The following is a 3283-nucleotide window of genomic DNA, read 5'->3' as shown; positions in this document are numbered from 1 at the left end:
TATACAACTATATATTCGTCGGCAGCGTCATTTGTGTATAAGAGACCGCCCGGCTCGCCGGGCGGACCTCGACGTGCCGGTCCCGGGCGGGCCGGGAGCCGGGAAGGCCCGGCCCGCCACGGAGGAACCGGCGGCCGGTCCTCCACGGACCCTCGTACTCGTCCCCCGCCCCGCTCGTCCCCGTCCCGCTCGCCCCGCCCCGCTCGTCCCCCGTCCCGACGGCGGGCAGGACCCACGTCGCGGTGGGGCGCGAAGACCTGCCCCGCGGCTCACGCGTCGATGCCGAGCCGTCGCCCCCTGGATAGACTGACCAGACGTTCCAGGAACGGACCGACGGAGCACCCACCGCGCCCCGTAGTCGCGCGTACGCCACTCTCCGTGACCGCGGCGGGGGCGAGCCGGTCCCGGATGATCCGGCAGCGGGCCATCGATCGGACGGGAGCCCTGCCATGGCGAACACGTCCCGGTCTCCGGGCGGCCACGACCCCGAGATCACCCGCCCCGTGTCCTCCCGCGCCCCCTCGCCGTCGTCGGCCCCCCGGGACGACGCCGAGCCGACCGCGGCCAACGACCGGCTGGCGCTCAACGGCATGGGCAGCTTCGACTGGGACCTCGACAAGGGCACCTACCACCTCGACGACGTGGGCCTGGAAGTGTTCGACCTGCGGGCCGACGAGTTCGACGGAGAGCCCGCGTCACTCTCCGCGAGGGTGCTGCCGGCGGACAGCGAGCGGCTCGACGAGGCCGTGTCGCTCGCCCTGCGGGAGGGACACCTGACCTTCGCGTCCTACTTCCGTCTGGTCTGCCGCGACGGAACCCTGCGCTGGGCCCACACGCAGGGGCGCATCCTGCGCGACCCGCAGGCACGCCCGTACCGCATCGTCGGCATCGTCCGCAACGCCGAGGAGGAACTGGCCCACGCCGAGGGGATGCGCACGCTCGCCGCCGACCGGCGCCGCCAGACCGACTCCGTGCGCGCCACCACCGAAGCCCTCGCCCGCGCCGTCACCGTCCACGACGTGACCAACGTGCTGACCGACAGCGAAGGGCTGCGACGCTTCGGGGCGGACGGGCTGGCCCTCGGGCTGGTGGACGGGGACGTCATGCGCCTCGTCGCCGCGACCGAGCAACCGTCGGCGGAACTCAGGGCCCGCGACGACCTGTCGCTGACCCACCTGGGGGACGGCCTGCCGCTGTCCGAAGCCGTGCTCACCCGGCGCGCCCGCTTCCTCGGCACCAGGGAGGAACTCACCACCCGCTACCCCCGCCTGCTGCCCTACGCCGAGGAGATGCGGATCGAGGCGGCGGCGTTCCTGCCCCTGGCCGCCCAGGCCCGCTCCATCGGCGCGCTCGGCCTGTTCTACCGGGCCAGGCACCACTTCAGCACCGAGGACCGCAACATCTGCATCGCGCTCAGCAGCGCGGTCGCGCAGTCCCTGCAACGCGCCATGCTCTTCGACCAGGAACGCGAATTCGCGACCACGCTCCAGACCACCATGCTTCCCCGCCGCATCCCCGAGATCAACGGCGGCGAGGTGGCCGTCCGCTACCGGGCCGGCCGCAGCGGACGCGAGGTCGGCGGGGACTGGTACGACGTCATCCCCCTGCCGGGTCGGCGGGTGGGTCTCGTGGTCGGCGACGTGGAGGGGCACGACAGCCACGCGGCGGCCATCATGGGCCAGTTGAGGATCGCCCTGCGGGCCTACGCCACCGAAGGGCACACCCCCGCCACGGTCATGGCCCGCGCGTCCAGGTTCCTCGCCGACCTCGACACCGAACGGTCCGCGACCTGCATCTACGTCGACGCCGACCTGGAGACCGGAACGCTGCGCCTGGTGCGGGCCGGCCACCTCGAACCGCTCGTGCGGCACAGCACCGGCCTGACCGGCTTGGCGTGCGTCCGCGGCGGCCTGCCGCTCGGCGTGGCCACGGTGTTCGGCCAGGACGGCTACCCCGAGACCCGCCTCGACCTCAACCCCGCGGACACCCTGCTCCTGTGCACCGACGGAATGGTCGAACACCCCGGTCGGGACATCACGGACGGCATCGAAGCCCTCGCCGCCGCCCTGCGCGACGGACCGCGGGACACCGAGGCCCTCGCCGACCACCTCTGCGGCGGCCATCCGAGCCGCCTCGGCAGCAGCGACGACATGGCACTCCTGCTGCTGCACCGGGCAGACGTGCCCGGCGCCCACGCCACCCGGCAGATGACCCAGCACGTCCACCAGGCCGATCCGGAAGGGCTGGCGGAGACCCGCGCCATGCTCCGCCAGGCCCTCGCCGCGTGGGGTGCGACCGACCTCCTGGCCGACGTCGAACTCACCGCGGACGAACTGATCACCAACGCCCTCGTCCACACCGACGGGGGCGCACTGCTCACCATAGAACTGCGGGCCGGGACCGCCCCCTGCATCCGCCTGGAGATCCGGGACCGCTCCAGCGTCCTGCCGCGCCGCCGGGCCCCCGGCGAGACCGCCACCTCCGGCCGCGGTCTGCTGCTGGTCGACGCGCTCGCCGGAAGCTGGGGCGTGGAGCCGCTCGGCAGCGGCAAGAACGTCTGGTGCGAGTTCCCTCTGGCGGCTTGACCGCCCGACGGCAGCTCACGTGCGCCGCCACTCGCCGGTCCACGTCGCCGCCTACGGCTCGACCCCAGCCGCACCGCGCGATCGACCGGATCGTCAGCTCGTACGGGATCCTCGTGGTCGGCGCCTCCTCCCCCGCAGGTGGCCGAACGGCACCGGGCCGCCGCGGTGAACCGCGGCTCACCGCGGCGCCTGCCGGGGCCGCGGGCCCGGCGGGGTGATCGGTGTCGGGGTGATCGGCGGGGTGATCGGGCGGCGGCGCAGGCCGGAGCGGGCGGTGGGGTCGACGCCGAGCAGGGTGCCCGCGTGGGCGGCGAGCGTCGTGCAGCCGTCGGCGGGGCCGTGGTCGTGCCAGGGGCTGGGACCGGCGGCGGGCAGCCGGCTGAGGATCCGGCCGTCGTCGGTGAGGGCGAAGAGGCGTCCGACGGTGGCGGAGAGCGAGGCGAGCCCGGGGGCGGGGCCGATCGTCCGCCAGCCCTTGGCCGCGTCGGCGGAGGCGGGCAGGTCCTGGAAGGGGAGGTAGCCGAGGCCGCCCGGGTGGGTGACGAAGAGCCCTTCGTGGCAGGCCGCGAGAGTGCGGCTGCCGGCGGGGGGGGGGGGGGGGGGGGGGCCCGCCCGGGGGGGGGGGGCCCCCCCGCGGGGGGGGGGGGGGGGGGGGGGCCCCCCCCCGCCGGGCGCCCCCAGCACGAAGACAAAAAAAC

General features: G+C 74.8%; 1 protein-coding gene and 1 pseudogene. One reads left to right on the top strand and one right to left on the bottom strand.

Annotated features, from left to right (window positions below; translation table 11 throughout):
• Positions 1-449: 449 nt before the first annotated feature.
• Positions 450-2585, top strand: coding sequence for a SpoIIE family protein phosphatase (locus ACFV0O_RS33135; protein ID WP_380347456.1), 2136 nt, complete (start codon positions 450-452; stop codon positions 2583-2585).
• Between the two features lie 177 nt (positions 2586-2762).
• Here ACFV0O_RS33135 and ACFV0O_RS33130 read toward each other — a convergent pair.
• Positions 2763-3283, bottom strand: a pseudogene (locus ACFV0O_RS33130) (hypothetical protein); the annotation flags it as partial.

Origin of the sequence: Kitasatospora sp. NPDC059577, assembly GCF_042735475.1 — a bacterium.
GTDB lineage: Bacteria > Actinomycetota > Actinomycetes > Streptomycetales > Streptomycetaceae > Kitasatospora.
This window is presented reverse-complemented; position numbering and strand designations above follow the sequence as displayed.